Raw genomic sequence first — 25,608 nt, 5'->3', positions numbered from 1 at the left:
GCAGATTTTCGTGGAATGTGTGGCCGGTATGTCTACTTGGTGATGAAGTCCGCGAAGCCGCTCACGGATTCCATGAATCCCGAGGGGCTGATGGTGATTTCGGCGCCGGCGCCCAGGCCGATTTCAGCCGTGATCTTGGCCCCGACTCCGAGGGTGAAACCGTCCTCGTCCAAGGATGCAGTGAAGTTGTAGCCCTCACCCGCGCCCACAGCCGCAGTGGCAGACGTGGCGAGGCGCTGGCCCAGGACTTCAACATACTGGGATTGCGTCAGCTCGGCTCCGGCCCCCGCACTGGATGCTCCGCCCGTGACCTTGTCCGACTTGTCCACGCTCAGTTCGCCTTGTCCGGCACTGGCCCACGCGCCGCCGCGGAGCTCGGTGCCCTGGCCGGTGGTGAACAGGCCGCCGGCGAACTCGGTCTCTTGGGTGAGCGTGACCTTCTGGCCCGCGAAGGCCTCGCCGCCGGGGGAGAAGAGGAAGCCGCTGCCCACAGCGTGTGCTTCTGCCTCGGCACCGGTCATGAAACGGGCGGTGCTGGTGCTGTTGACCCAGCCATCGAAGAACTCGCTCTTGGCCGTGGTGATGTTCTCGACGCCGACAAAGGCTTCGCCAGTGGCTTGGAACTCCGGCAAACCAAATCCGAAGGGGACGCTGGCATCTAGTCCGCCGTCGGCCCGTGCACCAATGAAGGTCTCGTTGGTGATGGACGAGCTGACCGGACCGTTTTCGCTGGTTGCGGTGAAGACTGCCCGCCCCCCGGCTGACACCTCGCCCGTCGCCTCAACGTCTATGCCATGCGGACCCACGGAGCCGTTGACCTGCCCGGTGCCTTCCACGCCCACCGAGCCGTAACCCTCCACCGTGACCGGCCCGTAGGTCCGGGGGCCGATGGTGAATCCGGGGAGCTCGCCGGAGCCGGACCCGCCCGCGCCGCCAGGACCCGCAGATCCCACCGATGCCTGCTCCTGCTGGTCAGCATTGAGCCGCAGAGTACGGGCATTCGTCTTCAGACACAGCGCGGCAGCCGCGAGGCGCGCGTGGAGGTCGCTGCGCCAGAGGCTGCGGAAGCGCTCGGCGTCGTTGCCCTTCCAATAGTGTCCGTTGTCGATCAGCGAGCCCAGTTGGCGCTGGAGCGTGGTGATCTTCTCCGCCTCGGAGTCCATCAGCTTGGACAACCGCCGCAGATCCGCGACGTCGGCGCCGACCAATCCCTGCCCCATGACGCATCCCCCTGCGCTAGTCGTGTCATGCCTGGCCGCAAGATGCTGCCTGGCTAAAAGTATGACCTGAGCTTAGCCGTCGGCGCGGCACAGCGGCGATGGGCAGAACTTCCCTTGTGGATGCAGGCGCGGAAAAAGTTTCAGCCCATGCGTAACCTCTGCACGGAAAGAAACGATGTAAGGGGAGTACGGGCCACGTCCGCACACTGATCATCCGGCAGCTGCACCATGGTTGCCGGGGCAATCCCCAATGTTTGACGGAGGAATCCATGTCCTTGTTCACTGTCCTTGCCACCAGCAAAGTCGCCGCGGGCGTCCTGGCCGCCGGAGCTGTTGCGGCCGGCGGAACCGGCGTAGCCGCCTTCAACGGCGCCCTCCCCGCTGGACTTCAGCAGGCAGCCCACGATGCCGTTGGCGCCCCGGCTCCCGTGGCAGAGCAGGCAAACACTACAGCAGCCGAAGCCGTGGCGGCGGGCGGGGACAAGGCCGCTGACGCCGTCGGGACCGCCGCTGACGCCGTTGAAGACGCCACGTCCCCCGAGGCGTTCGGCCTGTGCACCGCGCTGCTGGGCGGCGGGCTCGCCGCGGACGCCAAAGTGCCCGGTTACGAGTCCCTGGTGATCGAAGCCGGCGGCGACGCCAACGTTGAAGCCCACTGCGCCGCAGTGGTCGAAGCCGGCAAGGCAGCCGGCCTGAAGGCCGACGGTGCAGCAGGAGCAAAGGTCGACGGCGGTGCCTCCGTCGCGGCGACGGTACCTGCTGTTCCGGCCACCCCGGCTGTCCCCGGTGCCCCTGACGCGCCGGCCGTGCCCGCGACCCCCGCTGTTCCGGCTGCTCCGGAACTGCCCACGCAGGTTCCCACCGACATTCCTTCGGCTCCCGGCGCGCCGCTGGATTCTGTCCGCTAAACCACCAGCGGCTACGGTTAACAGCGGGGCTCCCCGAAATCGATCTGATGTCGATCACCGGGAGCCCCGCTACGTAACGGACGGCAGCGCAGTGGTTTACACGCCCGGGACGTCGCTGCGCTGCGTGGATGGAGGCATCCGCGGGTGCTTGGGCCTTTAACTGACGAATATCTGCAGACGGACAATGATGATCCCGCTCTGCTCTTCACGGCTGCCTACAACAACTTCGCCGGGCAGGTGTGCGGGTACCTGCGTGCCCGCGGTGTGGACGATCCCGAGGCCGTCACCCAGGACGTCTTCCTTGCCTTCCATCCGAAGCTCCAGGGCCTGCACGGAGGACTCCAGGGAGCCCGCACCCTGCTGTTCACCATCGCCCATGCGCGCATGGTGGACCATTACCGCAGGAAGGAGCGGATGCCGGAGGCAGCCCCCTACCAGCCCGAGCTGGATGGCCGGCGGGCGCCATCGGCTGAAGAGCAGGCGGTAGGAGCCCTGGGCGTGACCGGGCTCCTGGAGGAATTGGCCACCGAGCATCGTGAGGTCCTCGCGTTGCGGGTGGTGGCAGACCTTTCCGTGGAAGAAACAGCGGCCATCATGGGCAAGTCCCAAGGTGCCGTGAAGCAGTTGCAACGCAGGGCGCTGGGTGCACTGAGGAAGCGTGTACTGAAAAGGAACGGCACATCATGAGCGAACAGACCAAGGCACGCGCAGTCGAACAGCTGCTGGCCGACGCCGGAATCGATGCTGCCCGTGACGGCTCCGGCGTCCGCGACGAACTGCTCCGCCTGCGCTCGCTGGCTGACACGGCGCCGTTGCCGTCGGAGGCCGTGCGCGCCTTGATGGCAGGGCAGGCGGGCGACGCCGCCACTGCGTTGGTGCCTGTCGTTGAGGAAAACCCGACGGCGGTCCTTCCGTCCGTTGGCGGGTCCACCGCCCAGCCTCCGTGCCACGACGAACTCGCGGCCCGCCGTCGTAAGCGCCGGGCAGCCATTGCCGGATTGGCCCTGGCAGCCACACTGGCAGGTGGTGCCTCGGCGGCGGCCGCGCAGGAAGGCGGGATCCCGGGGACGTTCCAGCATCTCGGCGCGGCCATCGGCTCCGTGGTGTCGCAGCTTGCCCCGGGACCGGCGAAGGCTCCGCAGCCGGAGCGGCCGGCCGGGCCCGCTGAAGAACTCCCCACAAACGGCGTCCACCCGGCACCGACCGCCCCCAATCCAACGGACAGTGCCGGCGGAGCCACAGGATCCGGGCCTTCGACGGGCACGGACCACGGCAACTCCGCCAAGCACCAAGGCGGCGGAGTGTCCCAGGCACCCAAGGCCCCGGGGAACGCGGGCAATGTGCCCACTCCCGAACCCGGGATCACGCCGCCGTCCATCGGAACACCGGATCTTCCACCGAGCCTGGGTCCGTCCACCCTGCCGGTTCCTGTTCCCACGCAGGTGATCCCGGAGGTTCCCAAGGCCCCAGGCAACCCCGCGAAGTGACACTTAATGCCAATGTTTGCCGCGAACATTGGCATTAAGTGCCATCTCGGCGGGCAAGAGACAAACGACGGCGGGGTGCGGCCTCCGTGGAAGCCGCACCCCGCCGTCGTGCTCGCCTGGAAGCCTAGGTGTAATTCCCACTGAGGTTGTGAACGCGGCTGATGGGGGTTTTGCCTCCGATGCCGGTATGGGTTCGGTGATGATTGTAATGGTGGAGCCATGCCGGGTAGGTGGCGGCGCGCTCGGTTTCTGAGGTGTAGGGCCGGGCGTAGGCCCATTCGGTGGCGAGGGTGCGGTTGAAGCGTTCCACCTTGCCGTTGGTTTGGGGTCGGTAGGGGCGGGTGCGCCGGTGTTTGAGGTGCGGTCCCAGGGCTGCTGCGAAGGTCCGGGAGCGGTAGCAGGACCCGTTGTCCGTGAGCACCGCTTTGACGGTGATGCCGTGGGCGGCGAAGAATGCGGCGGCTCGCAGCCAGAAGGCGGCGGCCGTTTCCTTCTTTTCGTCGTTGAGGATTTCGGAGTACGCGAGCCGGGTGTGGTCATCGACGGCATGATGCAGGTGGGCATAACCGGTCCCGGCACGGCGGTTCCGCTGCCCCTTGGCGCGTCCGAGGGCGCGGTGTCCGCCGCCGTCGGGGATGCGCCCAAGCTTCTTGATGTCCACGTGGATCAGGTCTCCGGGGTTCTCGTGCTCGTAGCGCTGCGGTGCAGGTGTGCGAACGGGCAGACCGGTGCCCTGATCCAGGCAGGCCAGCCGGGGCATCCGGTACCGGGTCAGGACCTTGCCGACGGTGGAGCGGGCCAAGCCCAGGTGGGCCGCTATCCGGTGCGGTCCCCACCGCCGATTGAACCTCAACCCCACAATGCGGCGTTCGGTGCGTACGGGGGTGCGTTTCGGGCTCCGCCGCGGGCGGGAGGACGCGTCAGCCATGCCGTCCTCACCACGGACCCTGTAGCGGTCCACCCACTTCTTGGCCGTCGCTGGTGAGCATTGAAAACGTTCCGCGGCCCGGCGCAACGTCCAGCCCTCCTCAACGACCAAACGGGCCAGCTTCGCCCTGGCCTTAGGTGTCAGATCGGCGTTGGCATGGGTAACGTAGGACAACGAGAGCCTCCTGGCGTCGAGATGAGTGTGGTAACCCAAATCGATACCGGAGGCTTTCGCCTTTTACATCACGCCACGCTGTTCACAACCTCCATGGGAACTACACCTAGGCAGTGACCAGGCTGTGCCAGTCCTCAACCAGGGGCAGGTTGTGCGCCTCGGAGACGGAGTGGTGTGCCACCTGGCCGCCGGCGATGTTGAGGCCGGCTGCCAGTGCCGGATCGCGGTCGAAGGCGGCCTTGACGCCGAGGTTGGCCAGGGCGACGGCGTAGCGCAGGGTGACGTTGGTCAGTGCGTACGTGGAGGTGTTCGGAACAGCGCCGGGCATGTTGGCAACGCAGTAGAAGATCGAGTTGTGGACCTTGTACGTCGGTTCCTGGTGGGTGGTGGGGTGCGTGTCCTCGAAGCAGCCGCCCTGGTCCACGGCGATGTCCACCAGCACCGAGCCCGGCTTCATCCGGGACACGAGTTCGTTGGTGACCAGCTTCGGGGCCTTGGCGCCCGGGATCAGGACGGAACCGATCACGAGATCTGCGTCGACAACTGACTTCTCGATCTCGTAGGCGTTGGAGGCGACGGTCTTCAGGCGGCCCTGGTAAAGGGCATCGAGTTCGCGCAGCCGGTTGATGTTGATGTCCATGATGGTGACATCAGCACCGAGGCCCAGCGCCATGGCAGCGGCGTTGGTTCCCGCAACGCCGGCTCCGAGGACAACAACTTTGGCCGGGCGCACGCCCGGAACGCCGCCCAGCAGGATGCCCTTGCCGCCGGCGGGTGCCATGAGGGAGGACGCGCCGACCACCACGGAGAGCCGGCCCGCGACCTCGGACATGGGGGCGAGCAGCGGGAGGGCGCGGCCTTCCTGCACGGTTTCGTAGGCGATGGCCGTGACGCCGGAGTTGATGAGCTCGGTGGTGAGCTCGGGCTCGGCGGCCAGGTGCAGGTAGGTGAAGAGGATCAGGCCCTTGCGGAAGCGGTGGTATTCGGCCTTGATGGGTTCCTTGACCTTCATGACCATGTCGGCACGGGCCCAGACGTCGTCGGCTTCGTTGACGATTTCGGCGCCCGCGATCGAGTATTCCTCGTCGGTGATACCCGAGCCGAGGCCGGCACCGCGTTCAACGAGGACAGTGTGTCCGTGGGTGCGGAACTCGTGCACGCCGGCGGCCGTGATGGCTACGCGGAACTCGTTGTTCTTGATTTCCTTGGGGACACCGATGATCATCTGGGGCTCCATCGTTTGCGGCTTTTTTCGGCCGGATTTTGCTGCGGGCTGTGGTTCCAGAATAGATCCGGCTGTGAGGCAGGCGACACGATTACCTCAGCGCTTGAGGGGGAAGAACCGCGGAAAATCAGGGTTTTTGGAATATCTAGCTCGACATTTGTCGAGCCTTGGAACGTCAGGTGTCGCCTGATGTTGGTACGCTGTCCCCGTGCAGCAGGACGTCGAACAGATTGTTGAGAGGGTCGCTTCGAAACTCGGGCGGGGCCTGTCTTTGGAAGACCTCGACGGTGTCCTCCTGGCCTACAGCTCCAACCAGTCCCATGCGGACCGCGTGCGCGTGAATTTCCTCCTGAGCAAGAAGGTCCCCGGCGACGTCAGCGCGTGGCAGCTTTCGCATGGAATTTCGACGGCGGTCCGTCCCGTTGTGGTGCCCGCCAACGATGATCTGGGCATGCTTGGCCGGGTCTGCGTGCCGTTGCTGGTGCGCGGTTTCCGGGTGGGATACCTCTGGGTGCAACAGGATCTTGAGGAGCAGACCGCGACGGCGATCCTCGCCCAGTTGCCCGGCGTGCGGGACGAACTGGATCTGTTGGCAGGGGTGTTGCTGGATTCCAATACTGCCGAGTCGGAGTTCCGGAGGCGGCGGGAGCAGGAATTCATGGCTGCCTGCGGAGGCGAGTCGAATGCTGTGTCGGCTGTTGCCGGGTGGAAGGAAATCCAAGGCCGCGGACCATGGCAGGTGGTGACGGTGCTGGACGCCGGTGGTGCGGGATCCGCCGTCGATCCCATTGCCGCGACGCTGACGCACCGTTCCGCCGCACTGCAGTCCACCATTGGGGTGGACGCTGCCCTGTTCAGTGCCGGAACGGAAACCCATGCGGTGATGCTGTTCCGGGCTTCCGGCGGCCGGGCGGAGCATGCCCAGGTGCTGGTGCACTACCAGCTGGAACTGGCCAAGCGGGCCGGGCGGACCGTGGACCGCGTGATCCTGGGTATCAGCGAGCCCTTCCAGGTGATCCGCCAGTTGGCAGCGGCCTACCGGGAATCCAGGGTTGCCGCCCAGGCGGCTGCGGTGGACCCGCCGCTGGGAGAGTTGGTGGACGGACGCGCCGTGGGGATTTACCAGTTGTTCGACCGTCTGCAGGCCCCCGGGGGTTGGGACGACGCGGGGTCGGTCCACTTCAGGGCGCTGGAAGGCCACGACCGCAACGGCGAGCTGCTGCCGGTGCTGGAGTTGCTGTACGACAACGACGGATCGGTCCAGGATGTTGCCCGGAAGCTCCACCTGCACCGCAGCAGTATCTACAACCGGCTCGGCCGGATCCGCCAACTCATCGGAGCTGATCCGCTGAGCGGCGCGATCCGGCTCGAACTGCATGCGGCGCTGAAGGCCCGTCGTTGGGCGGGGAGGCCCAGGATTTAGAAAGCCGACGTTCCGGCCTTAACGGCCAGCACTGGGCGGTCGGCCTGCATGAGGATCCGTTGCGCGTGGCTGCCCATAATGAACTTGCCCACCTGGGTCCGGTGGCGGAGCCCGATGACGATCAGCGAAGCATCGATGTCCCGCGCGACGTCGAGGAATTCGTCGGCGAGGTCGTCCTTGTAGGGCGGCTGGATGACAGTGGCGTTCACGCCGGCTTCCGTTGCCCGCCGGAGCGCTTCTTCAAGGACGGAGGCTGGAGCGACCGACTTGTCCACTAGCGCGCCTTCCCGGGCGGAGTTCACAATCACCAGGTCCTGCCGGCGAAGTTGTGCCTCCGAGATCCCCGCGGCCAGGGCCGCTTCTCCTGCCGGGGTGGGAACGAAGCCGACGATGATTTTCATACCTTTTCCTTGATGTCGTTGGTGCCCTGGATAGTTGAACCGGAGTTGCGTGCCGCCTGGGAAGACCTGGACCGCCGGGCCAGGAGCGTGCGGAGCGCGGGCAGCAAGGCCACGAGCACGAAGACCAGAAGCAGGGTGGCCGAGATGGGCTGCGAGAAGAAGCCCATGGGATCGCCGCCGAACACCAGCAGTGAGCGGCGGAGGGAGCTTTCCAGGAGCGATCCCAGGACGAAGGCAAGCACCAGCGGGCCGGGCTCGAAGCCAAACTTCTTCATCAGGTAACCCACCACGCCGAAGACCACCACCAGCGTCACATCGAACATGCTGTTGTTGATGGTGTAGGCGCCCAGGAGGGTAATGAGTGCGGTGATCGGCGCCAGGATGGCGGCGCGTACGCGCAGGATCTTCACAAAGATTCCCACCAGCGGCAGGCTCATGATCAGCAGCAGGATGTTGCCGATGTACATCGAGTTCACCACGCCCCAGAACAGCTCCGGATCCTGGTCCACCAGCTGCGGGCCGGGGGTGACGCCCTGAATCAGCAACGCTCCGAACATGAGAGCCATGGTGGCGTTGGCAGGGATGCCGAGCGTGAGGAGCGGGATGAAGGAGGACGTGGCTGCGGCGTTGTTGGCTGTCTCGGGTCCGGCCACACCTTCCGGTGCGCCTTTGCCGAACCGCTCGGGCTGCTTGGCCCGCTTCTTTTCCATGGCATAGGACGCCATGGAGGCGATCGTGGCACCACCACCGGGCAAAATGCCCAGGAAGAATCCCAGGATGGAGCCGCGGCCGATTGCGCCCGACGCCTGCTTCAGGTCCTTCCGGGATGGCCAGACATTCGCGACGGCGGATGGTGCCTTCGCGGCGCGGTGGCGCTCCTCGAGGTTGTACAGGATTTCGCCGAGTCCGAAGATGCCCATGGCGATGGGGACGAAGTCGATGCCGTCTGCGAGTTCGAGGCTGCCAAAGGTGAATCGGTTCTCACCGGTGAAGACGTCCCGGCCTACGGTGGCCAGCAAAAGTCCAATGGCGGCGGCGATGAGCGCCTTGGCCTGCGCTCCGCTGCTGATGGTTGCCACCAGAAGGATGCCCAGGAGGGCCAATGCGGAGTATTCGGCGGGACCGAAGTCCAGTGCAAAGCTGGCCACCAGGGGTGCCAGGAAAGTCAGGCCGATGATGGCCGCCGTCCCGCCGGTGAACGAGCCAATGGCAGCGAGACCGAGGGCTGTTCCGGCTTTCCCTTGCTTGGCCAGTTGGTAACCGTCGAAGACCGTGACCACTGACGATGCTTCGCCGGGCAACCGGAGCAGCACGGAGGTGATGGTTCCACCGTACTGGGCACCGTAGAAGATTCCGGCCAGCATGATGATGGCCGTGACCGGTTCCACGCTGTAGGTCAGCGGGAGCAGGATCGCGATGGTCGCCGCCGGCCCCAATCCGGGCAGCACACCGATCAGCATGCCGATGAGGACACCGATCAGGCAGTAGAGCAGGTTCATGGGTTCCAGGACGACGCCGAAACCGTCGATCACGGGATTCAGGAAATCCACGGGTGTCTCCTAGAAAAGGTGGGGGATGGACGTATTGAGCGCCAGAACGAAGATGCCGTAGAAGGCGACGATCACCAACGCGCTGACCAGCAGCGTGGACCGCCAGGTTTCACTGCCCAGGAACTTCATCCAGATGATGCAGAGCACCAGCCCGGGAATTTCGAATCCGATCAGGGGCATGAGCGCCACCATGGCGGCCAGGGAGACGAACCCGGTCACGGGTGCCAGGGAGAGCCGGGTGAATTTTTCCGCATCCAGGTTCCTCCGGCCGATGATCAGCTGGAAGAGGCCAAGGGCCACCATGACGCAGCTGATCATGAACGGCCACAGACCGGGTTCGGGTGCCGCCAGAGTCCCCAAGCCCATGGCCACGGACAGCGCAACGGCACCCGCTCCAACCCCGATCACCACCAGCGATGACGCCACGTTGGCCAGCGGGCCGGCGGCAGGGGGCTTTTCTTCCTCCCACTGGGCGGCCAGTTGTTCAGGGGTCAGTTCGTCGGGGCTCCCGACGGCGGCAGCTGCGTTTGCGCTGCTGCCTCCGCCGGGTGCCGGGTTGCCGGTGCTCACGGGAATCACTTGGTTCCGCTGAGGCTGATGTCGTACTTCTCTACCAGGGACTTGTATTTGGCTGCGTAGTCCTTCCATTCCTTGACTACTTCTTCGCCGGAGATCTCCTTGGGTGTGAGCATGTTTTTCTTATTGAACTCTTTGTAGGCGTCCGTCTTGAAGGTCTCCTGAAGCGCGGAGTAGAGCTTGTCCTTCACATCCTGCGGGGTCCCCTTGGGTGCGGCAAGTGCGCGGTACTGTGCCACGGGAACGTCGTAGCCGGCCTCCTTCGCGGACGGGACGTCCGGCAGGAAGGAGTTGCGCTCATTGGAGAACACCAGCAGCGGTGTCACTTTGCCGGCCTCGATTTGGGGCATGGCTTCGCCGAGCTGGATGGTGGCGAGTTCAACCTGGTTGCCCAGGACCGCCGTCAAGGCCGGTTTGCCGCTGTCGAAGGGGACATCGGTTCCCTGGACTCCGGCCTGCTTGAAGAGGACGGTTTGGGCGAGCTGGCTGCCGGTGCCCACGCCGGTGGTTCCAAAGGTGACGTTGCGCTTGGCGTCCGTGACGTCTTTGAAAGAGGAAAAGCCGGACTGCTTGCTGGCAACCAGCACGTAGTCGTCCTGGGAGAGTCCTGCGATGATGTCGAGATCGTCGATGTTCATGGCCTCGTCGGCGGATACTGCCAACGGGGTGATAGTGATGAGGGACGCCGTGAGGAGCACCAGGTTCTGGCCATCCGCGGGCTTGCCGGCCACTTCCTTGGTGGCCAAGGCGCCGTTGGCTCCGGGCTTGTTAACAACCGGCATGGGCGAGCCGAGGGTTTTGCCTGCGCCCTCGGCCACGGCCCTGGCGATGAGGTCGGTGCTGCCGCCTGCTGCCTGTCCTACGGTGAGGTTGACGGGCCCGTTCGGGTATTTGGCGTTGGTAGAGGAACTGCCTCCGGCGACGTTGCCGCAAGCTGTGAGGGCCAAAAGGGTGAGTGCTGAAGCCGCTCCGAGGACAGCGCGGCGGTTGGGGAAGTGCGTCATTGGGACTCCTGGTTGGCACGGGTGGTTCATGCGGAGGGTGAGTCCTCCAGCATGTGAACCGGGTCACGCCCGGTGCGCTCTGTCGAGTGTAGGGACCCGTTATGATGCATGTCTAAGCCCAAAAATGCATCATTTGATACCGGGAAGGCATCATGTTTACTTTCGATCAGTTGGCCGGATTTATAGCCGTTGCCGAGGAGCTCCACTTCGGCAGGGCTGCGGAGCGGCTGAACATGACCCAGCCGCCGCTGAGCCGCCAGATCCAGCGGCTGGAAAAGATCGTGGGTGCGGAACTGCTGGAGCGGGACAATCGCAAGGTGGAACTGACGCACGCCGGGCAGGCGTTCCTTGAGGAGGCCCGCCGGCTGATGGCACTGGCCGAACGCGCACCCGTGGCGGCCCGGCGCATCGCTTCAGGGCGCTCCGGCCTGCTGCGCATCGGCTTCACGGCGGCCAGCGGCTTTAGTATCCTCGGGCCGTTGCTGGAGGAAGTGGCCGGCATCATTCCGGACGTGGATGTTGACCTCCAAGAGTTGGTGACCGGCGAGCAGATCAACGGGCTGCTCACAGGCCAGTTGGACCTGGGTTTGGCCCGCCCGCCGTTCGACAAGGAGGCGTTCGATTCCCACCTCTTGTACAGGGAGTCCATCCTGCTTGCCGTTCCCGCGGGGCATCGGCTGGGCGGCCTCGGCAGGGACGTCACCCACCAGGATCTTATTGACGAGCCCCTGATCATGCACTCAGCCTCGGATGCCCGGTATTTCTATGACTTGGTGGTCCGCCTGATACCCATCCGCCATGAAAACGTGGTCCATACGGTCAGCCAGATTCTCACCATGGTTTCCCTGGTGGCTGCCAAGCGCGGGGTTGCTTTCGTGCCACACTCGGCCAAGGTGCTGGGTCTGCAGGGAGTGGAGTTCCTCAACCTGGCCGGCGGCGAGGCCGAGCCCGTGGAACTTCACGCAATCTGGCGCCGCAAGGTTGAGAACCCTGCCCTGCGACGCCTGTTGAAGGAACTGTCTTTCGGGCTTGAGTAGCCCCTGCCCAGACTCCATGATTGATGCAGCGAGGGTATCAATGAATACAAAAGAACACTTAGACAGGCATTAGTACCCCACCTAGTCTGGAAAGGAACCAACACACCCGCGCCAACGATGCGCATGCTTCCCGTAAGGACCACCGTGGCAACGTACTCACCCCAGGAACTGGCAAACGTCCTCAAGGACGGGCTCCTTTCCTTCCCCGTCACCTCTTTCGATGCCCAGCTTCAGTTCGATGAGGAGAACTACCGCAAGCACCTCGCCTGGCAGGCCAGCTTCCCGGTTGCCGGACTTTTCGCCGCGGGAGGCACAGGTGAAGGCTTCTCCCTCACTCCCGCGGAATCCGAGCGCGTGGTGCGTACCGCCGTCGAGGAAGTCGGATCCACTGTTCCGGTGCTCGCCTCCGCCGGCGGTTCCACCGCACAGGCTGTCGAGAACGCAAAGGCAGCTGAGGCGGCGGGCGCCGAAGGCCTCCTTCTCCTGCCGCCCTACCTCACCGAAGCGGACCAGGGTGGTCTGATCGAACACGTTAGCGCCGTGTGCAGCGCCACCAACCTGGGCGTCATCATCTACAACCGTGCCAACGCCATCTACAAGGACTCCACCGTGGCAACCCTGGCCGACCGCCACGCCAACCTGATCGGGTTCAAGGACGGTGTTGGCGACCTGGAGCACGATGCCCGGGTCTACGCCAAGCTCGGCGACCGGCTCTTCTACCTTGGCGGCCTGCCCACCGCCGAGACGTTCGCACTTCCGCTCCTGCAACTCGGCATGAGCACCTACTCCAGCGCCATGTACAACTTCGTTCCCCAATTCGCCCTGGACTTCTACGCGGATGTCCGTAACAACGACCGTGAGGCTGTGAACAAGAAGCTCAACGATTTCGTGATCCCGTACCTGGACATCCGCGACCGCGTGAAGGGCTACGCCGTGTCCATCGTCAAGGGCGGACTGGACGCGATCGGCCGCTCCGCAGGCGGCGTGCGCCCCCCGCTGCAGAACCTTGCAGAGCAGGACCTGGCAGACCTCAAAGCACTGATCGCCCGCGTTTCCTGACCGACTCTCTCCCCAGACCCAGGAGGAACCATGACCCTCACCGGACATTCCCTCATTGCCGGACAGGCCGTTGTTGGTGGCGGCAAGACCACCTGCGGCTTCAATCCCGCAACCAATGAAGCCCTGGAACCGGCCTACTCGCTGCTCACGGAAGAGCAGCTGAAGGCCGCTACCGCTGCCGCGAAGGAGGCCTATGCTTCCTTCAGCACGCTGGACCCCGAAACCCACGCTGCGTTCCTGGACGCCATTGCGGACAACATTGAGGCCATTGGCGACGAACTCATTGTCCGCGCCGGTCAGGAAACGGGACTCCCGGCTGCCCGGCTGCAGGGGGAACGCGCCCGCACCACCGGACAACTGCGCTTGTTCGCAAACGTTGTCCGCCAGGGCGACTTCCGCGGCGTGCGGATCGATCCCGCGATTCCGGACCGCGCACCCCTGCCGCGTGCGGACATCCGCCAGCGCCAGATCCCGCTTGGGCCCGTGGCCGTCTTTGGTGCCAGCAACTTCCCGCTGGCCTTCTCGACGGCGGGTGGAGACACCGCTTCAGCACTGGCCGCGGGTTGCCCAGTGGTTTTCAAGGCCCACAACGCCCACCCCGGCACCAGTGAACTGGTGGGGCAGGCAATCGCCAAGGCTGTCAAGGACACCGGACTCCACCCGGGCGTGTTTTCGCTCATTTACGGTCCCGGAGCCAGCATCGGCCAGGCCCTCGTGTCCGATCCCGCGATCAAGGCAGTGGGTTTCACCGGTTCCCAGAGTGCCGGTGTTGCTTTGATGCGTACCGCCGCAGCCCGCAGGGAACCCATCCCCGTCTACGCCGAAATGTCCTCCCTGAACCCGGTGTTCGTTTTCGAGGGCGCCCTCGCCGGCGACGCCGGTGAGATCGATGCGTTGGCCCGGCAGTACGTCGCGTCGGTGACGGGCAGTTCCGGGCAGCTGTGCACCTCACCCGGTCTGCTGTTTGCTCCGGAATGTGAGGCAGGAGACCGGCTGGCTGCCGCCGTCGGACGCGCTGTTGCCGCTTGCAGCGGACAGACGATGCTGACCGAAGGCATTGCCGGTTCCTGGAATGCCGGTACGGAGGCACTCGGCAGGGCCGACGGTGTTGAGGTGATCGGCCAGGGCACTAAAGGTGCCACGGAGAACGCCCCGGCACCCACCATTTTCGGGACCGGTGTCCAGCAGTTCGTGGAAAACCACGTCCTCCACGAGGAAATCTTCGGCGCAGCATCCCTGGTGATCCGTTACTCCTCTGTGGATGACCTCCTCCAAGCCGCCTCGCGGATCGAAGGGCAACTCACCGCATCGCTGCAGCTCACCGAAGGGGACTACCCGACGGCGGCACGCCTCCTGCCGGTACTGGAGCAGAAAGTGGGCCGCATCATCGTCAACGGCTGGCCTACCGGGGTGGAAGTCGGCCATGCCATGGTTCACGGTGGACCGTTCCCCGCCACCTCGGACACGCGCACCACTTCCGTGGGCACCCTGGCCATCAACCGTTTCCTCCGCCCGGTGGCCTACCAGAACCTGCCCCAGGAACTCCTCCCGGCATCATTGCAGGACGCCAACCCATGGCACCTTAACCGTCGTATCGACGGAGAGATGGTGCCTGCGAACGAGAAAGCAGAGGTCGGCGCATGAGCACCCAACCCACCATTTCCCGGGTAGAGGTTGTGCCCGTTGCCGGCTACGACAGCATGCTGATGAACCTCAGCGGTGCCCACGGGCCGTTCTTCACACGCAACGTGGTGATCATTACGGACTCCGAAGGCCGCACAGGCTTGGGTGAGGTCCCCGGTGGCGAGAAGATCAAGAGCACCATTGAGGAAGCCGGCGCCCTGATCAACGGAAAGCCTGTGGCCCGCTACCGTTCGCTCCTGCGCGAAGTTGCTGCAGCGTTTGCGGACCGTGATGCCGGGGGACGCGGCCCGCAGACCTTCGATCTCCGCACTACCGTCCACGCCGTCACTGCCATCGAGTCAGCCCTGCTGGACCTGCACGGCCAGTTCCTGGGCGTCCCCGTGGCCGAGTTGCTAGGCGATGGCCAGCAGCGCACCTCCGTCCCCATGCTCGGGTACCTGTTCTTCGTGGGCGACCACAAGCGCACGGATCTTCCATACCTGGTGGAAGAGTCGCCGTCGGACCGCTGGGAAGAACTGCGCCGCCAGGAAGCCATGACCCCGGAAGCCGTGGTCGCACTGGCCGAAGCTGCGCAGGAGCGCTACGGCTTCAGCGACTTCAAGCTCAAGGGCGGCGTGCTGTCCGGCGACGCGGAAGTAAACGTTGTCACCGCACTGGCCAAGCGCTTCCCGGAAGCCCGCGTCACCCTGGACCCCAACGGCGGCTGGCTCCTGGAAGAAGCCATCCGCCTGGGCAAGCGCATGCAAGGAGCAGTGGCCTACGCAGAGGACCCCTGTGGCGCCGAGGGACGTTTCTCCGGCCGGGAAGTCATGGCCGAATTCCGCCGGGCCACAGGGCTGAAGACGGCTACCAACATGATTGCCACGGACTGGCGGGAGATGTCCCATGCCGTGCGCAGCAACGCTGTGGACATTCCTCTGGCAGACCCGCATTTCTGGACGATGCACGGTTCCGTCCGCGTCGCCCAGCTCTGCCACGAGTTCGGACTCACGTGGGGCTCGCACTCCAACAACCACTTTGATATCTCGCTGGCCATGTTCACGCACACCGGAGCAGCAGCCCCGGGTGAGATCACTGCACTGGACACACATTGGATCTGGCAGGACGGCCAAGGCCTGACCAAGGCACCGCTGCAGATCAAGGGCGGCGCAATCGAGGTTCCTGATGCGCCGGGCCTGGGCATCGACCTTGACCGGGACGCCCTGGACAAGGCGCACCAGCTGTACCTGGAGCACGGTCTGGATGCCCGTGATGACAGCATCGGCATGCAGTACTACATCGATGGCTGGCAGTTTGATCCCAAGCGCCCCTGCCTGGTCAGGTAGGCACTGACTTCCGCACGGCCGCTGCAGTCCTCGCAACAGGAAGCGGCCGTGCGGACACCAACTTCATGAAGGGAGCAGGGTGGGCGGCGTCGTTTCCGGCATCCTCATCATCAGCGCGGTCATCGCCGTGGGTTTCTGCGCGTCCAGGTTCAAACTCCTGGCTCCCGACGTCCAGGGTGCACTGACCAGGACTGCCTTCTACATCACCAATCCTGCACTCTTGTTCACCGTGGTTGCCTCAAGCGACATCCGGGCGGCCCTCGGCGTCGATGCCCCGCTTGCCCTGCTCTCGGCAGCGGCTGTGGGGCTGCTCTATTGCCTGCTCAGCGTCCTGTTCTTCCGGCGGCCCGTTGCCGAGACGGCCGTGGGTGCCATGGCCAGCAGCTACGCCAACGCCAACAACATCGGCATCCCGGTTTCCCTCTATGCCGTGGGAACCGCCCAGCACGTTGCGCCGGTGCTCCTGGTCCAACTGCTGGTCCTTGCCCCGTTCTATGTCACCGTCTTGGGGCTGGCCGGTGGTGCCAAAGTTTCGTGGAAGCGGGTGCTTCTCCAGCCGTTGGCCAACCCGATGATCATCGCTTCGGGCTTGGGCGTGCTGATGGCGCTGACCGGGTGGAAGGCGCCCGAACTGGTACAGAAACCCATCGACATGCTGGCCGGGGCCGCCGTTCCCATGGTGCTCCTGGCCTTTGGCATGTCCCTGTCAGGCAAGGCACCCCTGCAGAAGGGCGATGGCCGCGTTGAAACCGTGGTGGCAACCCTCCTCAAGGTTGCCGCAATGCCGGTGATCGTCTGGGCGCTGGGCAGGTTCGTCTTCGGGCTTGAAGGCCAGCACCTTCTGGCGAGCGTCATCATGGCAGCCCTTCCCACAGCCCAGAACGTGTTTCTTTTCGCCTCCCCATATGACCGGGGGACCGTGGTTGCCCGTGACGTCATTCTTTGCACCACTGTTTTGTGCGTCGGGGCGCTGCTGGTGGTCGCTGCCTTGCTCGGCTGACCGGCTGTAATGCTTTGAAGGTATTCATTGATGCAATTTCTGTGTTGGACGCGCATCACACCGAACCTCTAAAGTTGATGCAGGTCATATGACAGGCGCCACAAGTGCCATGCCCCAGCAGTGATCCAGGCCCGGTCCCAGTGCGCCTGCGGTCGCGAAAAGCTTTACCTAGTCAAAGAGGATTTACCCCATGCAATCTGTTGACGCTGCCGTCACGGATGTCGCCCACGCCACCAAGAAGTTTTTCAAGCGTGTGCTGCCCATCATGCTGGTCATGCTCGTCTGCAACCAGCTCAACCGGTCCAATATCGGCTATGCCCACGAACACCTTGAAGCCGACGTAGGAATCGGCGCCGCCGCCTACGGGTTCGGTGCCGGGCTGTTCTTTGTTGCCTACGCGATCTTCGAGCTTCCCAGCAACGTACTGATGGAAAAGTACGGCGCCAAGGTGTGGCTGACCCGCATCATGATCAGCTGGGGCCTGGTGTCCTTCCTCATGGCCTTCGTCCAGAACGAAATGATGTTCTACGTGCTGCGCTTCCTTCTGGGCGCCGCCGAGGCAGGCTTCTTCCCCGCCGTGATCTTCTACTTCGCCCGCTGGGTGCCCGCTGGACAACGCGGCAAAGCCACTGCAATCTTCATTGCCGGGTCCTCCGTCGCAGCAGCCCTCTCCGGCCCCATCGCGGGCCTGCTCCTCAGCCTCCACGATCTTCTGGGGATCCGCGGCTGGCAGTGGCTCTTCGGCTTTGAGGGCTTGCTCTCCGTGGCCGTTGGCTGCATTGTGTTCTTCCTGCTGGATGCCAAAATCGAGGATGCCAAATGGCTGACTCCCTCGGAAAAGTCGGCACTGACACAGGCAATCGCCGATGAAGACGCCCATCACACCAAGGGTTCCAAGGGCAAGGTCAATCGCTGGAAGATGCTCCTCAACCCGCAGATCCTCCTGCTCTGTGCCATCTATTTCTCCGTGCAGTTGTCCATCTACGCCAACACGTTCTGGCTGCCCACCATCGTCAAGCAGATTCCCGGCACCACCGACCTCAGCGTCGGATTCCTCTCCGCCATTCCGTGGGTCTGCGCAGTCTTCGCCATGTACTTCGCCGCCAAGCTGCAGGACAAAGCCAAGTCCAAGCGGCCGCTGCTGGTGGTCGCCCTGCTGGTTGCCGCCGTCGGGACCTTTGCGGCAGCCGTGGCCACACCCGTCCTGGCGCTGGTCTTCCTGGCTGTTGCTGCCATGGGCTTCAAGAGCGCGTCGCCGCTCTTCTGGACCATCCCGCAATCCGGGCTGCACCCGGCAGTCCTTGCCCCGGCCATCGCCATCATCAACTCGCTGGGAAACCTCGGCGGTTTCGTTGCGCCGTTCGGTTTCGGCATCATCAAGGAGCAGACAGGCAGCGTGGTTCCGGGCCTCTACGCCCTCGCCGCAGCGTCACTGCTCGCCGCGGGGCTGGTCTACTTCCTGCGCGAACGCAAGAAGGACATCACACCTCGCCCGGAATCCGGCACGGCCGAGAAGGTTAGGTCGGCTGACACGCTGCATACGGCAGTCTGATTTCATCAAAGAAGACAGAGGGCAGGCACCCGCAACGGGAGCCTGCCCTCTGTCTTTAGCGAAGCTATCTTGATCGCCGGAGCCGCTGGCAGCTCCAGCGGCCCATCCGCCGCCGGAACGTTGCCGTACGGCTGCTGCTGCAGTAACGGCCGTGCCAGCCGATGTGCGTGGTGGTCCGGGGCATGCGGGTGCTCACTTAAGCGCCTCCTTGGCGAGGTCCAGCAGCCCGTCCACGCTCAGGGACGGGTCATTGGTGGCCGGGGCGCTGCCCGCTTTTGGGTCGTTGCTGGGCCTCGGCTTCTGGGTCTGGGTCGGCGTGGGCGTTGGCGTCTGCGTGGGAGTAGGCGTGACGGTGGGTGCCGGCGTCTGTGTGGGGGTGGGGGTCGGCGCAGTGACCGCATCCGACGGCGGCGCGGGCTGGCCCGGAGCCGGAGTGGTCACTCCTGGCACCGGCACCACGGCCGACGGGGTTGTGGACGGTACCCATTTCGGCGCCGCCAGTGATACCGACGGAACGGGAACGGACGACGGCGACACTGCGGCAGGTGCCTCCGGTGCCGACTGCGTGGGGTCGGCCGGCGCCTGATCCGCGGCGGTTGCCGTCTGGGATGCTGCCGACGCCGTGGAGTACGACGGGCTCGGCGCGGGGGAAGCGGTGCCGGTATGGCGTCCATTGCCGTTGCCGGATGCAGTACCGTCAGCCTCCTGCGCGGGTGTTTCCTGACCGATCAGCGGCAGCTCCCAGGCCTGGCTCACCGTGCCGACCGTCAGCACAAGCCCCAGGGCACCGGCAACCACCGCCATGCGCTGGCCCATGGTTTTCACGGAGGCGGCCTTGGTCAGGGCGTTGTGGGGCTCCCGGGTGAATGGTGACGCGCCCAGGGATCCAAAGGCGGATGCGCCGGCCGAGTGGGTGCTTTCGCTTCGAGCTTGTGCGTGGCCTGCCGCTTCGGCGCGGGCAGCGCTGCGGCTGGACAGGCCGGCCGCGGCCGTAGCTGCTGCTGCGGCTGTTTTTGCCGTGCCTACTGTTTTTGCCGTGCCTGCCGCTTTGGGCTGGGCGGGGACAGGTTCGACACCGGGCTCGGCGCCGGGTGCGGCAATGACCGGGATCGCCGCGGTAGCGGGTTCGGGGACAGGTTCGACGCCGGGCTCGGCGCCGGGTGCGGCAATGACCGGGATCGCCGCGGTAGCGGGTTCGGGGGCAGGTCCCGGCTCGACGGGTGCGGCAATGACCGGGATCGCCGCGGTAGCGGGTTCGGGGGCAGGTCCCGGCTCGACGGGTGCGGCGATGACCGGGATCGCCGATGTTGGCGGTCCGGGTGTGGTGGATTCGGCGCGGGTGGGCACAGGGACGGCAGGGATGGCGGCAGTCCGGGGCTCTGCTTCCGCAGCAGCGGGACCGCTGGCGGGGGCGCCGGCAGTTTCCGCAGCCAGAACCGCCTGTGCTGCGCGCTCGGCCGCGCGGGCCGCCGCGCGCGTCATGGGCGCCTGGGTAGGAGTGGCCGCGGTGGCGGGTGCCGCCGTCGTGGTTTCTTCACCGGTGACCTGTCCGCTGGGTTGGGCCCGACGGCGTCCGGTTGGCTTGGTGCGCTCGGCGGCCCCTGGGGCACGGCGCGGCTGATCCATGGTTGGGGACATGGTGTTTGCCTCTCAACGCCTGCGAGGTTAGCTGTCGGGTTCGGACGAGGCCGTCCGGCCGCGCATGGCGGCTTCACCCCAAGGGCCTGCGGAGAACAGGCCCGGGAACTCTGGGTCCCCCGTCTCTGCCGCGGATCTGGCGGATTCCGGGATGCGGCAGAGCTCGGCGTCAGCCCGGAAGCGGCCCAGCGGAGATTCGGGTCGCCCTTCGAAGGTACAGGAGCACGGAAGTAAAGTCACATTAATGTAACGGACGGAACGCCTAAGGGTGGTACGGGTCCGCGGCGCCTACCCTTCGGGGTCCGCCCGGGAGTGCCCTGTTTATGCACATAGGGGATTGCACCCTAGCTTTGGGCAGGTGCGGGCCGGTAGACATGAGCTATGGATCTTCCCGTGATGCCGCCCATTTCGCCCATGCTCGCCAAGTCCGTCCCGAACATCCCGGATGTCGGGCACTATGAACCCAAATGGGACGGGTTCCGGACCATCGTGTTCAAGGACGGGGATGACATCATCCTGGGCAGCCGCAACGAGAAACCCATGACCCGCTACTTCCCTGAACTCGTGGAGGCGCTGAAGAAAAACCTGCCGGAGAAGTGCGTGGTGGATGGCGAGATCATTCTCATCTCCGGCAACCGGCTGGACTTTGAGGGCCTGCAGCAGCGCATCCACCCAGCCGACAGCCGGGTCCGGATGCTCGCAGAGAAAACGCCGTCCTCCTTCGTGGGGTTCGACCTCCTTGCCCTCGGTGACGAAGACTTCACCGGCAAACCGTTCAGTGAGCGCCGCTCGGCGTTGGAAGACGCGCTTGCCGCGGCCGAACCGCCGGTCTATGTGACGCCTGCGGTCACCGACTTGGAGCGGGCTCAGGAATGGTTCGTGCAGCTTGAGGGAGCAGGGCTCGACGGCGTGTTGTCCAAGCCGCTCCACGGCACCTACCAGCCGAACAAGCGGGTGATGTTCAAGACCAAGCATGAACGGACAGCGGACTGCGTGGTGGCCGGGTTCCGGTGGCACAAAACGGCGGACGTTGTCGGGTCCATGCTGTTGGGCCTCCATGACGATTCCGGCAAGCTCCATCATGTGGGAGTGGTGGCGTCCTTCCCCATGGCAAAACGGAAGGCGCTCGTGGAGGAGTTGGAGCCTTACAAAGTGGACATCGGCGACCACCCGTGGGGCGAGTGGGCCAGCCAGGAAGCGGGGGCCGCGGTCAATTCGAGGATGCCGGGCGCCCAAAGCCGGTGGAGTGCGGGCAAGGACTTCTCGTTCGTACCGCTGCGGCCCGAGCTCGTGATCGAAGTGGCCTACGACTACATGGAGGGCGACCGGTTCCGGCACACCACCCAGTTCCGCAGGTGGCGGCCGGACCGGACGCCTGCCAGCTGTACGTACTCACAGCTGGAAGAGCCCGCAGATTATGACCTCGGGGAGATCCTGCGGTTGTCTTAGCGCTACTCCTCGTGCCCCTGGTCCATGCTCATGCTGTCCTCGGCCGGTGGGGTTTCTCCGGGAGGAACTCCGCCGCCCGGCTCAAGGCCGGTCACGTTACCGTTCTCCGGGTCAGGGTTGGCTGAGGCTGCGGGATCGCTGTCTTCGTCCTGGCGCAGGTCCGGGTCTTCGTGGATGCTGTCGGGTTCGGCTGCTCCACTTGCGCCGAAGGTCTGAGGGTCGTCTTCCGGGTCATAGCTGGTCATCGTCAAGCCTTCCTAAGCAACCTTATGATCATGCTTGCACCGCCAGCCTAGCCGGGTGGTCCGGCAGGCAACAAGGGGCGCCGCTGCCGCCTGCCGTCGTCGTACTCCCGATCCTAGGTGTGCGGAGATGTTGCCGACACGAAGCTGCGGATGGCGTCCGCAACCGCCTTCGGGCGCATGTGCTGGGCCACGTGTCCCACCCCCGGAATCTCCACCAGCCGCCCGTGCGGGACCGCCCGCGAGAGGCGCAGCGACCATTCAGGTCCGGCCACGTGGTCGCGGCTTCCACGAAGAACCAGCACCGGCACATTGACGTGCGACAGGCGCTGTTCAGTGGGGTAGTCCATCATGACCGGCAGTTCGGTGAGGTACCAGCGCGGACCGCAGCGGAGGTAGTCGGACACCACGATCCAGTTGGACGTCGGGCTTTCCCTGAGGAGGCCGTCCAGGAAGAGCGCCAGCGATTGGCGTCGCAGGTTCTTATGCCGGGAATCGACCACGGGCCCCATGAGGATCAGGTGGCGGATGCGGTCGGGCTCGTACAGGGCGGCCTCGATGGCGAACTGCACGCCCATCGAGTGCCCCACCAGGACGTAGGACTCGATTCCGCTGGATTTGAGGGCCTCGGCGATGTACCGCCCATAGTCCTCCACGGAGAGTTGGTGGTCGGGCTTGGGGGTGCCGGCGAATCCGGGCAGGTCCAGCGAGTACGTGGTGGCACCCTCGGCCAGGACCGCGTGGAGCCGGGCGAGGTAGCGGTGGGAGACTCCAATGCCGTGGATCAAAATGTACGCAGGCCCGGCTGGCCGCGGCGCTCCAGGTGCCATGGCAGGGGGCGGTTGGGTTCCCTCCGTCCAGAGGATACGGCCGGTCAGCCCGGAAACTTCGACGTCGGCAGACAGCAATGTTGTCAGCTTCCCCTTGCGCCCGGCCTGGCTTGCCAATCGATCATCCTCGCTGTCTGTGGTGGTGTGTTCAGGACCGTTGCAGGAACACTGCGGCTCCGGGTCCGCTGAGTTCATTGTCCGCTACCGGCCGTCCTGAGACGGCCAGAAGCAGGGAGATGGCAGGCCCCTGCACTTCAGGACCGTGCCCGTGCCTGAAATCGGTATCCGTGGCCACCAGCGTCCATCCGGTGGCGAACTCCTTGCCGCCTCCCATTGCGGTGGTCGTCCGCGCCTGGTATCCGAGGGCGGTGGCTACCGGCGCAGGCGGGTAGCTGCGGGACAAACCCAGCGGACGACGGATGTCCTCGCCGTGGACGAATGCTTCCACCAGCCGCGTTTGCGGCGCTGCCGGCGGTCCGGACGTCCGGCTGGCTGCAGCGCCAAAGGCCCGCAGCGTGCCCTGCGGGTCGTGGGTGCGCTCGCGGGCAACACCCTCGGCATTGTCCCGATCGAAGTCGAAGCGCGCGGTGATCATGCGGCGGATGAAGCCCCAGCGGGTGGTCTTCGCCGTATCCACGAGGTGGGCCACGACATCGTGGACATCCCAGCCTGGACACAATGATGGTGTCCTCCAGAGGTGGTCGGGCAGCGACTGGAGGTCGTCAATAAGGGCGCGGCGTTCCTGGTGCACTGTGGGCCAGATGCTGGAGCGGGGACTCAACGCCATACAGCCATTGAACCCCATCCTGTGACGCGGGGTGGTTACTCCCGTGCCGCGTCGTCCGATTCCGCGGCATCGTTGGCGTTGTGCGGCCGTGTTCCCGGCGCCTGCGGTGCGTTTGCAGCGTCAGCAGCGTCCCGGCGTCGGGCGATCTTTGATTCGGTCCACATGGCCACCGCGACGAAGACCACGCACGCGAACATGAAGGTGGCCACGAAGTTCAATCCCAAGGCCGATCCCAGGGGTGCGGCAAGGGCCATGGCGGCCAAGCCGGCCACTATATGCCACCCTTTGAAATTGCCCACCAAACAAGCGTAACCCCGGCCTTTATGGGTGCTGGCCCGTTGGCTGGGATCGTTGCTTGATCCTTATCACTCCGACGTCATCCCGACGCCTGTTGCGTGCCGTCCGACGGGGTCTTGGAACCGGCCTCTTCCTGCTTCCGTTTCTGGGTTTCCAGCCAGGTCATGATCGCGGCCTGGCGGATGCGGCGGTGCGTGCCGCGATATTCCACGGGGATCTCGCCCCGATCGGTCATATTGCGCAGGTAGGTGTGCGAGATTCCCGCCAGCTCCGCTGCCTGGGACGTCGTGAGCATTTCTTCCACGCTGCCCACGGTGACCGCTTCGCCCCGGCTGAGGCGTGCGAGAAGATCCACGACGGCGTCCCTCGCCTGGTCGGGGAGGCGATGGACCGTGCCGTCCACAAACACAGTGATGTCGTTGCTGTCCTGCAGGGAGCGCGCGAGTTTCCGGGCGTCCTCGGCCGGGAGCCCGGGCGTGACGCGGGGAGCTATCAATGCCATGGCAGAAGCCTAGCGCGCCACTTTGCCCGCCATGACGCCGTTCCGCTGCAAGCACTGGCCGTGCGCAGTGCAGGGTATCCGGCCGCGCCATGAAAACGTGTCAGGAGGACCCGTTGACAGTCAGGAGGTAACGCGCGTAACCTGAATCACACGTTCGAAGTAACGCGCGTTACCTCATCAGGATCCCGGAGCATTCAATGGCGAAAAGCACCACACCCAAGCAAGCTGCTGCCGTGCGGCAAAAGGGCGTCACCATGAATGACGTCGCCAAGCACGCAGGCGTCTCCAGGACCGCAGTCTCGTTCGTGCTGAGCAACCGCGAGAATGCCAGCATCTCCGAGGAAACGCGCACCCGCATCAACCAGGCCGTGCAGGATCTGGGCTACCGCCCCAATGCCGGAGCCCGGGCGCTGGCATCCCAACGCAGCGACTGGTACGGGATCGTCACCGAGATCGTCACGGCACCGTTCGCCGTGGACATCATCAAGGGAGCCCAGGACCAGGCGTGGCTTGACCGGCGGTTTCTGCTGATCGCGCCCTCCGACCAGGCCGACGCAGCAGGACCCAACCAGGGCATGGAAGATGCAGCCATCGAAAAGCTGCTGGAACAACGAGTGGAAGGACTCCTTTACGCGGCCACGTATCATCGTGGCGTTCACGTCCCGCAGAGCGCCAGCGAGGTACCCACCGTACTGATCAACTGCTTCGACGCCGACGGAAAGCTGCCCTCGATCGTCCCCGACGAACGCGCCGGGGGACGGGTCGCCGTCGAGCGTTTGCTCCAAGCCGGCCACCGCAGGATCGGCGTTATCAACCTGGACCCGGACATCCCCGCAGCAGTGGGCCGGCTGGAGGGTGCCCGCGAAGCACTCGCCAACGCCGGGCTGGAGCTGGACCCTGACCTGGTGGTTTCCGGGAACGCGACCGCGGACGGCGGCTATGAGGCAGCCGGCCGCATCCTGGACCACTATCCGGTGGGTGCAGGCAGGCCGACCGCCCTGTTCTGCCTCAACGACCGCATGGCGATGGGCGCCTACGACGCCATCAAGGAACGGGGCCTGACCATCCCCGGAGATATCGCCGTGATCGGCTTCGACAACCAGGAACTGATCGCGGCCTACCTCAGGCCAAAACTGACCACGGTTGCGTTGCCGTTCGAACAAATGGGCGCCCTGGGAGTCAGGACGCTCGCCGCTCTCACAGCAGGACAGCCGATCACTGCCGACCAGCAATTGGTCGACTGTCCGCTGCTAGAACGCTCCTCGGTCTGACCGCGAAATCACTTCCGAAGAGCAAACCCCTCACCCATTCCTTCACCTCGGACGATGAAGACAGGAAAGAGATACCCAT

Annotated in this window: 25 protein-coding genes and 1 riboswitch; of the genes, 12 read left to right on the top strand and 13 right to left on the bottom strand. The window is 65.1% G+C overall.

Translation table 11 applies throughout. From position 1 onward, the window contains the following. Positions 1-32: 32 nt before the first annotated feature. On the bottom strand, positions 33-1,220 hold the full coding sequence (locus tag ACPFL9_RS19545; protein ID WP_426004665.1) for a hypothetical protein: 1,188 nt from the start codon (positions 1,218-1,220) through the stop codon (positions 33-35). Between the two features lie 269 nt (positions 1,221-1,489). On the opposite strand from ACPFL9_RS19545, the gene ACPFL9_RS19540 reads away from it, so the two are divergent. The 3 genes from ACPFL9_RS19540 (at position 1,490) to ACPFL9_RS19530 (ending at position 3,615) form a co-directional block, all read left to right on the top strand. Then, positions 1,490-2,128 carry a hypothetical protein gene (locus ACPFL9_RS19540; protein ID WP_426004664.1) on the top strand — a complete coding sequence of 213 codons (639 nt, stop codon included), beginning with the start codon at positions 1,490-1,492 and terminating at the stop codon, positions 2,126-2,128. Between the two features lie 144 nt (positions 2,129-2,272). Beyond that, entirely contained in the window at positions 2,273-2,815 is a 543-nt protein-coding gene (locus ACPFL9_RS19535; RefSeq protein WP_426004663.1) for an RNA polymerase sigma factor, read from the top strand. Continuing rightward, positions 2,812-3,615, top strand: a complete 804-nt coding sequence (locus tag ACPFL9_RS19530) for a hypothetical protein (protein WP_426004662.1) — start codon at positions 2,812-2,814, stop codon at positions 3,613-3,615. The genes ACPFL9_RS19535 and ACPFL9_RS19530 overlap by 4 nt, the downstream gene beginning before the upstream one ends. Before the next feature lie 124 nt (positions 3,616-3,739). On the opposite strand, the gene ACPFL9_RS19525 is transcribed toward ACPFL9_RS19530, so the two are convergent. Both ACPFL9_RS19525 and ald read right to left on the bottom strand, forming a co-directional pair. Next, positions 3,740-4,717 (bottom strand): IS481 family transposase, encoded by a 978-nt coding sequence (locus tag ACPFL9_RS19525; protein WP_426004661.1) that lies wholly within the window; start codon positions 4,715-4,717, stop codon positions 3,740-3,742. A 106-nt stretch (positions 4,718-4,823) separates the two neighbouring features. Next, positions 4,824-5,942 (bottom strand): alanine dehydrogenase, encoded by a 1,119-nt coding sequence (gene ald / locus ACPFL9_RS19520; RefSeq protein ID WP_426004659.1) that lies wholly within the window; start codon positions 5,940-5,942, stop codon positions 4,824-4,826. A 208-nt stretch (positions 5,943-6,150) separates the two neighbouring features. On the opposite strand from ald, the gene ACPFL9_RS19515 reads away from it, so the two are divergent. Continuing rightward, positions 6,151-7,365 (top strand): PucR family transcriptional regulator, encoded by a 1,215-nt coding sequence (locus tag ACPFL9_RS19515; RefSeq protein ID WP_426004658.1) that lies wholly within the window; start codon positions 6,151-6,153, stop codon positions 7,363-7,365. Here ACPFL9_RS19515 and ACPFL9_RS19510 read toward each other — a convergent pair. From ACPFL9_RS19510 to ACPFL9_RS19495, 4 genes are read right to left on the bottom strand one after another with little or no spacing between them, the layout of a single operon-like run. Continuing rightward, positions 7,362-7,766: a universal stress protein gene (locus ACPFL9_RS19510; RefSeq protein ID WP_426004657.1), complete on the bottom strand. Its 405-nt coding sequence runs from the start codon at positions 7,764-7,766 to the stop codon at positions 7,362-7,364. The two genes, ACPFL9_RS19515 and ACPFL9_RS19510, sit on opposite strands and share 4 nt — an antisense overlap. After that, positions 7,763-9,316, bottom strand: coding sequence for a tripartite tricarboxylate transporter permease (locus ACPFL9_RS19505; RefSeq protein WP_426004656.1), 1,554 nt, complete (start codon positions 9,314-9,316; stop codon positions 7,763-7,765). The genes ACPFL9_RS19510 and ACPFL9_RS19505 overlap by 4 nt, the downstream gene beginning before the upstream one ends. A 9-nt stretch (positions 9,317-9,325) precedes the next feature. Further along, complete coding sequence (locus ACPFL9_RS19500) at positions 9,326-9,886, bottom strand: tripartite tricarboxylate transporter TctB family protein (RefSeq protein WP_426004655.1); 561 nt, start codon at positions 9,884-9,886, stop codon at positions 9,326-9,328. A gap of 5 nt (positions 9,887-9,891) precedes the next feature. Then, positions 9,892-10,896, bottom strand: coding sequence for a tripartite tricarboxylate transporter substrate binding protein (locus ACPFL9_RS19495; RefSeq protein ID WP_426004653.1), 1,005 nt, complete (start codon positions 10,894-10,896; stop codon positions 9,892-9,894). Positions 10,897-11,048: 152 nt separating this feature from the next. On the opposite strand from ACPFL9_RS19495, the gene ACPFL9_RS19490 reads away from it, so the two are divergent. The 6 genes from ACPFL9_RS19490 to ACPFL9_RS19465 all read left to right on the top strand — a co-directional run bounded on the left by ACPFL9_RS19490 (position 11,049) and on the right by ACPFL9_RS19465 (position 18,513). After that, positions 11,049-11,933, top strand: a complete 885-nt coding sequence (locus tag ACPFL9_RS19490; protein WP_426004652.1) for a LysR family transcriptional regulator — start codon at positions 11,049-11,051, stop codon at positions 11,931-11,933. Between the two features lie 144 nt (positions 11,934-12,077). Further along, the gene (gene kdgD, locus ACPFL9_RS19485) at positions 12,078-12,992 is read left to right on the top strand and encodes a 5-dehydro-4-deoxyglucarate dehydratase (RefSeq protein ID WP_426004650.1); all 915 of its coding nucleotides are present in this window, start codon (positions 12,078-12,080) and stop codon (positions 12,990-12,992) included. Positions 12,993-13,022: 30 nt separating this feature from the next. After that, on the top strand, positions 13,023-14,636 hold the full coding sequence (locus ACPFL9_RS19480) for an aldehyde dehydrogenase (NADP(+)) (protein WP_426004649.1): 1,614 nt from the start codon (positions 13,023-13,025) through the stop codon (positions 14,634-14,636). After that, entirely contained in the window at positions 14,633-15,961 is a 1,329-nt protein-coding gene (locus ACPFL9_RS19475) for an enolase C-terminal domain-like protein (protein WP_426004648.1), read from the top strand. Before ACPFL9_RS19480 ends, ACPFL9_RS19475 begins: the two co-directional genes overlap by 4 nt. 79 nt (positions 15,962-16,040) lie before the next feature. Then, complete coding sequence (locus ACPFL9_RS19470; RefSeq protein ID WP_426004647.1) at positions 16,041-16,961, top strand: AEC family transporter; 921 nt, start codon at positions 16,041-16,043, stop codon at positions 16,959-16,961. Positions 16,962-17,151: 190 nt separating this feature from the next. Beyond that, entirely contained in the window at positions 17,152-18,513 is a 1,362-nt protein-coding gene (locus tag ACPFL9_RS19465; protein ID WP_426004645.1) for an MFS transporter, read from the top strand. A gap of 192 nt (positions 18,514-18,705) precedes the next feature. Here the strand turns inward: ACPFL9_RS19465 and ACPFL9_RS19460 are convergent, their stop codons facing one another. After that, entirely contained in the window at positions 18,706-20,151 is a 1,446-nt protein-coding gene (locus ACPFL9_RS19460) for a hypothetical protein (RefSeq protein WP_426004643.1), read from the bottom strand. A 2-nt stretch (positions 20,152-20,153) separates the two neighbouring features. Further along, a riboswitch (cyclic di-AMP (ydaO/yuaA leader) is annotated at positions 20,154-20,303 on the bottom strand. A gap of 229 nt (positions 20,304-20,532) precedes the next feature. On the opposite strand from ACPFL9_RS19460, the gene ACPFL9_RS19455 reads away from it, so the two are divergent. Next, on the top strand, positions 20,533-21,600 hold the full coding sequence (locus ACPFL9_RS19455; protein WP_426004642.1) for an ATP-dependent DNA ligase: 1,068 nt from the start codon (positions 20,533-20,535) through the stop codon (positions 21,598-21,600). Between the two features lie 2 nt (positions 21,601-21,602). On the opposite strand, the gene ACPFL9_RS19450 is transcribed toward ACPFL9_RS19455, so the two are convergent. The 5 genes from ACPFL9_RS19450 to ACPFL9_RS19430 form a co-directional block, all read right to left on the bottom strand. Beyond that, entirely contained in the window at positions 21,603-21,845 is a 243-nt protein-coding gene (locus ACPFL9_RS19450) for a DUF6480 family protein (RefSeq protein ID WP_426004641.1), read from the bottom strand. Positions 21,846-21,958: 113 nt separating this feature from the next. Further along, entirely contained in the window at positions 21,959-22,759 is an 801-nt protein-coding gene (locus tag ACPFL9_RS19445; protein WP_426007616.1) for an alpha/beta fold hydrolase, read from the bottom strand. Positions 22,760-22,820: 61 nt separating this feature from the next. Beyond that, positions 22,821-23,459 (bottom strand): maleylpyruvate isomerase family mycothiol-dependent enzyme, encoded by a 639-nt coding sequence (locus tag ACPFL9_RS19440; protein WP_426004639.1) that lies wholly within the window; start codon positions 23,457-23,459, stop codon positions 22,821-22,823. A 35-nt stretch (positions 23,460-23,494) separates the two neighbouring features. Next, positions 23,495-23,713: a hypothetical protein gene (locus ACPFL9_RS19435; protein WP_426007615.1), complete on the bottom strand. Its 219-nt coding sequence runs from the start codon at positions 23,711-23,713 to the stop codon at positions 23,495-23,497. 122 nt (positions 23,714-23,835) lie between these two features. Then, a complete protein-coding gene (locus ACPFL9_RS19430; RefSeq protein WP_426004637.1) occupies positions 23,836-24,258 on the bottom strand; it encodes a helix-turn-helix domain-containing protein in 423 nt (140 codons plus the stop codon). Between the two features lie 197 nt (positions 24,259-24,455). Between ACPFL9_RS19430 and ACPFL9_RS19425 the strand changes: the two genes are divergently transcribed. Beyond that, complete coding sequence (locus tag ACPFL9_RS19425; RefSeq protein WP_426004635.1) at positions 24,456-25,529, top strand: LacI family DNA-binding transcriptional regulator; 1,074 nt, start codon at positions 24,456-24,458, stop codon at positions 25,527-25,529. Positions 25,530-25,608 lie beyond the last annotated feature (79 nt).

It is taken from the genome of Paenarthrobacter sp. NyZ202, from assembly GCF_049860755.1.
In the GTDB taxonomy this organism is placed as follows: Bacteria; Actinomycetota; Actinomycetes; order Actinomycetales; family Micrococcaceae; genus Arthrobacter.
This window is presented reverse-complemented; position numbering and strand designations above follow the sequence as displayed.

Coding starts and splice junctions, on each gene's coding strand:
- ald (WP_426004659.1), bottom strand. CDS start 5,942: ATGATCATCGGTGTCCCCAAGGAAATCAAGAACAACGAGTTCCGCGTA.
- ACPFL9_RS19495 (WP_426004653.1), bottom strand. CDS start 10,896: ATGACGCACTTCCCCAACCGCCGCGCTGTCCTCGGAGCGGCTTCAGCA.
- ACPFL9_RS19510 (WP_426004657.1), bottom strand. CDS start 7,766: ATGAAAATCATCGTCGGCTTCGTTCCCACCCCGGCAGGAGAAGCGGCC.
- ACPFL9_RS19450 (WP_426004641.1), bottom strand. CDS start 21,845: ATGACCAGCTATGACCCGGAAGACGACCCTCAGACCTTCGGCGCAAGT.
- ACPFL9_RS19530 (WP_426004662.1), top strand. CDS start 2,812: ATGAGCGAACAGACCAAGGCACGCGCAGTCGAACAGCTGCTGGCCGAC.
- ACPFL9_RS19455 (WP_426004642.1), top strand. CDS start 20,533: ATGGATCTTCCCGTGATGCCGCCCATTTCGCCCATGCTCGCCAAGTCC.
- ACPFL9_RS19430 (WP_426004637.1), bottom strand. CDS start 24,258: ATGGCATTGATAGCTCCCCGCGTCACGCCCGGGCTCCCGGCCGAGGAC.
- ACPFL9_RS19435 (WP_426007615.1), bottom strand. CDS start 23,713: ATGGCCCTTGCCGCACCCCTGGGATCGGCCTTGGGATTGAACTTCGTG.
- ACPFL9_RS19425 (WP_426004635.1), top strand. CDS start 24,456: ATGGCGAAAAGCACCACACCCAAGCAAGCTGCTGCCGTGCGGCAAAAG.
- ACPFL9_RS19480 (WP_426004649.1), top strand. CDS start 13,023: ATGACCCTCACCGGACATTCCCTCATTGCCGGACAGGCCGTTGTTGGT.
- ACPFL9_RS19460 (WP_426004643.1), bottom strand. CDS start 20,151: ATGTCCCCAACCATGGATCAGCCGCGCCGTGCCCCAGGGGCCGCCGAG.
- ACPFL9_RS19540 (WP_426004664.1), top strand. CDS start 1,490: ATGTCCTTGTTCACTGTCCTTGCCACCAGCAAAGTCGCCGCGGGCGTC.
- ACPFL9_RS19545 (WP_426004665.1), bottom strand. CDS start 1,220: ATGGGGCAGGGATTGGTCGGCGCCGACGTCGCGGATCTGCGGCGGTTG.
- ACPFL9_RS19465 (WP_426004645.1), top strand. CDS start 17,152: ATGCAATCTGTTGACGCTGCCGTCACGGATGTCGCCCACGCCACCAAG.
- ACPFL9_RS19490 (WP_426004652.1), top strand. CDS start 11,049: ATGTTTACTTTCGATCAGTTGGCCGGATTTATAGCCGTTGCCGAGGAG.
- ACPFL9_RS19440 (WP_426004639.1), bottom strand. CDS start 23,459: ATGGCGTTGAGTCCCCGCTCCAGCATCTGGCCCACAGTGCACCAGGAA.
- ACPFL9_RS19475 (WP_426004648.1), top strand. CDS start 14,633: ATGAGCACCCAACCCACCATTTCCCGGGTAGAGGTTGTGCCCGTTGCC.